This window comes from Mycobacterium sp. (assembly GCF_049802695.1).
Classification (GTDB): Bacteria; Actinomycetota; Actinomycetes; order Mycobacteriales; family Mycobacteriaceae; genus Mycobacterium.
The window spans coordinates 1-4,430 of the sequence record NZ_JBARMY010000054.1 but is presented as its reverse complement, the minus strand read 5'-3'; the positions used below and the strand labels follow the sequence as shown (position 1 = coordinate 4,430).

The following is a 4,430-nucleotide window of genomic DNA, read 5'->3' as shown; positions in this document are numbered from 1 at the left end:
AACCCGCCGCGCACCTCGAAGCTGATGTTCAGCGTCGACTCGTAGGCCTTCGACATCTCCACGCCGCGCAGCGGCTGGTAGATGCCGTTGTAGGTCACCTCGGTCATCGACGGATCGAAGAACAACGACAGGTAGACGCCGGTGAGCAGCAACACGATGAAGCTGTACAACGCGATCTCGCCTAACAGGAACGACCAGTGCGTCGGGAACACTTTGTTCAGCTGCCGCCGCACCGCCGCCGAGGGGTGGTACCGCGAGTCGATGTCGTCACCCTGACGGGCCAGCACCGTGCCCACATCCAGCTTCGGCGGACTCAAATTCGGACTCATGTCGTACGCTCCCAAAACGCCGGACCAACAGGTTCGATGAAGTCACCGTTGGCGACCAGATACCCGTCATTGTCGATGGTCAACGGCAGTTGCGCCAGCGCACGCGCAGCCGGACCGAAGACCGGTCTGGCGTACTGCAGGGCGTCGAACTGCGACTGGTGACACGGGCAGAGGATTCGGTAGGACTGCTGCTCGTAAAGCGATGCGGGACAACCCAAATGCGAGCACACCTTGGTGTAGGCGAAGAACTCACCGAAGTTGAAGCTCTCCTGGCCTTTTCGTTTGACGACCTTGGGCACGTCGTTCGGGCGCAGGCGGATGAGCATCACCGGGTTGCGGACGCCCATCATGGTGGCGGACAGCCGCTCGTGCGACTCGGGGGTGGTGCCGTCACCGTCGGATTCCCGCCATGGGAACACAGTCTCCATACCGCCGGAGTCGATGTCTTCGGGGCGGATCTTGACGAACGGCGGGCCGCCGCTTCGGCCGGTGGCACGACCCAGGAAGATGGTCTCGCCGAGGTACTGCGGTGTCCAGCCGGACGTCCACAGCACCGCCTTGTTGCCGGTGGCGGTCCGGACAACCGGTTTCCACGGGTTTTTGACCAGGCCGCCGATGAACGCGACCACCGTGCTCAAGCCGAATGCGCCGAGCCCGATGCCCAGCGACAACCCGATCAGCTTGCGACGGCGGATGGTGGAGCCCTCCAGCGCGTCGGTCAGGTTAGCCACCGCCGTTTTCCGGTGGATCGCCGGGGACCGCCCGTCGTGCCGCTCCTGAATCGAGATCTCTTCGGGGATGAACTTCTTCTGGTACAGCACCGCCCCGATGGCCACCGACAGGATGGACAGCCCGAACGTCAGCCCGTACAGCGGCGTGGTCATCGCATAGAGGAAGCTGCCGTCGGCATCCTTCGGCTTGTACTCCCACGGCCAGAACGCGAACACCAGCAGCAACGCCAGCCCGAAGAATCCACCGAGCAGCAGCCACAGCGCCACTTGCCGTTCGGCGCGTTTCTCGGCGCGGGTGCCTTCGACGGGCCAACGCGACTCTTTGTAGACGATCTCCACGCCGTCCAACCGGCCGCCCAGCTTGACAAGCTCCTCGTGCGACATCGCATTGAGCTCAGCCTCGGTGGGCTCGGCGGTGCTCGGGGCGGCTTCGGTGTCGGCGCCGACCGGGTCGCTGACGTCACTCATATGGCGCCGCTCCTCCTCATCGCTTCGCTCTGCATCGTCGCCGGCGCGCATCTCCGCCACTCCTCAATCCCGGCCCTGCCGGGATCTTGTCGCCGGCGGGCCTCATCTGCGCCACTCCTCAATCCCGGGGATGCCGGCATCTTCATCGCCGGCGCGCTCACGTTCGAGCCCCGATCCACAGTGCGGCGCCGATGACGGCGACCATGCCGATGATCCACGCCGCCATGCCCTCCGGTGCCGGTCCGAAGCCGCCCAGGCCGTAGCCGCCGGGCTGGTGCTCCTCGGTCACGGACTTGACGTAGGCGATGATGTCCTTCTTCTCGTCGAGCGAAAGCTGACGGTCGGAGAACTTGGGCATGTTCTGCGGCCCGGTCAGCATCGCGGCCAGGATCTGCTGCTCGGTCGGGGCGTCCAGAGCGGGCGCGTACTTGCCCGACGACAGGGCTCCACCCCGCCCGGTGAAGTTGTGGCAGGACGAACAGTTGAGCCGGAACAGGTCGCCGCCGCGACCGAGGTCACTGCCGCGCAGGGATCGTTCCGCAATAGTGCCGTCGGAATCGCGAACCAGGGTCGGGCCGCCGCCGTTGGCCTGGACGTACGCGGCCAGCGCCTCAACCTGCCCGGGATCGTAGATCGCGGATTTGCGGGGCGCCTGCGCCTCACCGCGGACGGCAGGCATCCGTCCGGTGGACACCTGGAAGTAGACGGCCGCCTCACCGACTCCGACGAGGCTGGGACCGCGATCCTGAATGCCTTGCAGATTGGCGCCGTGACAAGTGGCGCAGGAAGTTTCGAAGAGCTGTTTGCCGGTGCGCAGCAACGCGGACTGGGACTCGTCGGCGACGGCCACTTGCGGCTTCGGGGTCAACACGGCAGCCAGCCCGCCGGCGATCGTCAGCCCCACTACCAGCAGCAGTCCGCCAGAGAGCCGACGCCGGAAACGCCGGCGTGAGCGCTCGGTCATCCGGCGCCGCCGCGAGCGGTCACCGGCCGGTGCGGAGCCGTCCGGATCGGCTCGGCGGCCCAACCTCAGTTTCTTCAACTGAGCACTCCTGTTCGTTGCGCTGCTCATCGAATGAAGTAGATCGTGGCGAACAGCGCGATCCACACAATGTCGACGAAATGCCAGTAGTACGAGACGACGATGCTGGCGGTGGCCTGCGCCGGGGTGAACTTGCTCATCGTGGTGCGCGCCAGCAGGAAGATGAAGGCGATCAGCCCGCCCGTGACATGCAGCCCGTGGAAGCCGGTGGCCAGGTAGAACACCGTGCCGTAGGCGCTACCGGGGATCGTGGTGCCGTGGCTGGTCAGGTGGTAGTACTCGTAGGCCTGACCGAGGACGAAGAACAGCCCCATCAGGAAGGTCACCATATACCAGCGGCGCAGCCCGAACACGTCGCCGCGTTCGGCGGCGAACACGCCCATCTGGCAGGTGAACGAGGAGGCGATCAGCACGAGCGTCACGGGGACGGCCTGGTACAGGTTCAGCTCAGTCGGCGGTGGCGGCCAGTTGCCGCCGGCCTGGGCACGGGCCGTGAAGTAGAACGCGAACAGGCCGGCGAAGAACATCAGCTCGCTGGCCAGCCAGACGATGGTGCCGACACTGACCATGTTGGGCCGGTTCAGCGAATGTACCCGCGAGGTGATCGCAGTACCCGAGGTCCCCACAGCGCTGGTCACATCCGCAAGTATGACGCTTTGTAGTTGATGATCTCCACCCGGGGCGCGAAATTGTGCCACCCCGGAGTGCCGCGGCCGCCGACGGTGGTGCGGGACGGTGTCTGGTGGGGGTGGTGGCGGCGTGGGACCATCGGCGCGTGGGCCTGTCATCTGCGTCGTGGCCGCTGGTCCTGGGCCGGTTGACGGCCGGGCGGGACCTGGAGAACGGTCAGGCTGCCTGGGCCATGGAACGGATTATGAGCGGGGCGGCGACACCGGCGCAGATCGCGGCTTTCGGCGTCGCCATGCGGATGAAGGTTCCGACCGCGGCCGAGGTCGGCGAGTTGGCCGACGTGATGCTCGCGCACGGGCACCGACTGCCCACCGAAGACCTGGGCACTCAGGGCACCGAGACCGTCGACATCGTCGGCACCGGCGGTGACGGCGCCAACACCGTCAACCTGTCCACGATGGCTGCGATCGTGGTGGCGGCCGCGGGCGTCCCGGTGGTCAAGCACGGTAACCGGGCGGCGTCGTCGCTCTCCGGCGGCGCCGACACCCTGGAGGCGCTGGGAGTGCGCATCGACCTGGAGCCGGACCAGGTGGCGCGCAGCATCGCCGAAGTCGGTATCGGGTTCTGCTTCGCACCCCTGTTCCACCCGTCCTACCGGCACGCGTCGGCGCCGCGGCGCGAGATCGGGGTTCCGACGGTGTTCAACCTGCTTGGGCCGCTGACAAATCCGGGCCGGCCGCGCGCCGGGCTGATCGGCTGCGCGTTCGCCGACCTCGCCGAGGTGATGGCCGAAGTGCTCGCGGCGCGCCGGTCCAGTGTGCTCGTGGTGCGCGGCAACGACGGGCTGGATGAGTTGACCACCACGACGACGAGCACGATCTGGCGGGTGCAGGCCGGCACGATCGACAGACTGACCTTCGATCCCGCGGGGTTCGGATTTGCCCGTGCCGCTCTTGCGGAGTTGCAAGGCGGTGACGCCGAAACGAATGCGGCCGAGGCGCGTTCAGTGCTCGCCGGCACCCCGGGACCGATTCGGGACGCGGTGGTGCTCAACGCCGCCGGCGCAATGGTGGCCCACGCCGGACTATCCAGCCGCGCCGAATGGCTGCCGGCCTGGGAGGAGGGGCTGCAGCGGGCCGGCGTCGCCATCGACAGCGGAGCGGCCGAACAGCTGCTCGCGCGATGGGCGCGGTTCACCCAGCAGCTCTGAATCCCAGTCCCGCACAGCCT

3 protein-coding genes and 2 pseudogenes are annotated in these 4,430 nt (G+C 67.1%); 1 reads left to right on the top strand and 4 read right to left on the bottom strand.

Translation table 11 applies throughout. The annotated features are described in order from the left end of the window. From WA317_RS02155 to WA317_RS02140, 4 genes and pseudogenes are all read right to left on the bottom strand, one after another. A pseudogene (locus WA317_RS02155) lies at positions 1 to 329 on the bottom strand (cytochrome b); the annotation flags it as partial. After that, positions 326 to 1,528 carry a ubiquinol-cytochrome c reductase iron-sulfur subunit gene (locus tag WA317_RS02150; RefSeq protein WP_425171473.1) on the bottom strand — a complete coding sequence of 401 codons (1,203 nt, stop codon included), beginning with the start codon at positions 1,526 to 1,528 and terminating at the stop codon, positions 326 to 328. The pseudogene WA317_RS02155 and the gene WA317_RS02150, both read right to left, overlap by 4 nt. A gap of 157 nt (positions 1,529 to 1,685) precedes the next feature. Further along, positions 1,686 to 2,492, bottom strand: coding sequence for a c-type cytochrome (locus tag WA317_RS02145; RefSeq protein ID WP_425171472.1), 807 nt, complete (start codon positions 2,490 to 2,492; stop codon positions 1,686 to 1,688). A 104-nt stretch (positions 2,493 to 2,596) separates the two neighbouring features. Next, complete coding sequence (locus WA317_RS02140) at positions 2,597 to 3,208, bottom strand: cytochrome c oxidase subunit 3 (RefSeq protein ID WP_425171471.1); 612 nt, start codon at positions 3,206 to 3,208, stop codon at positions 2,597 to 2,599. 97 nt (positions 3,209 to 3,305) lie between these two features. Here WA317_RS02140 and trpD point away from each other — a divergent pair. Continuing rightward, a pseudogene (gene trpD / locus WA317_RS02135) lies at positions 3,306 to 4,410 on the top strand (anthranilate phosphoribosyltransferase). Positions 4,411 to 4,430: the final 20 nt, after the last annotated feature.

Bases quoted from the DNA above. Each gene is read 5' to 3' on its own strand.
- WA317_RS02150 (WP_425171473.1), bottom strand. From the start codon at position 1,528: ATGAGTGACGTCAGCGACCCGGTCGGCGCCGACACCGAAGCCGCCCCG.
- WA317_RS02145 (WP_425171472.1), bottom strand. From the start codon at position 2,492: ATGACCGAGCGCTCACGCCGGCGTTTCCGGCGTCGGCTCTCTGGCGGA.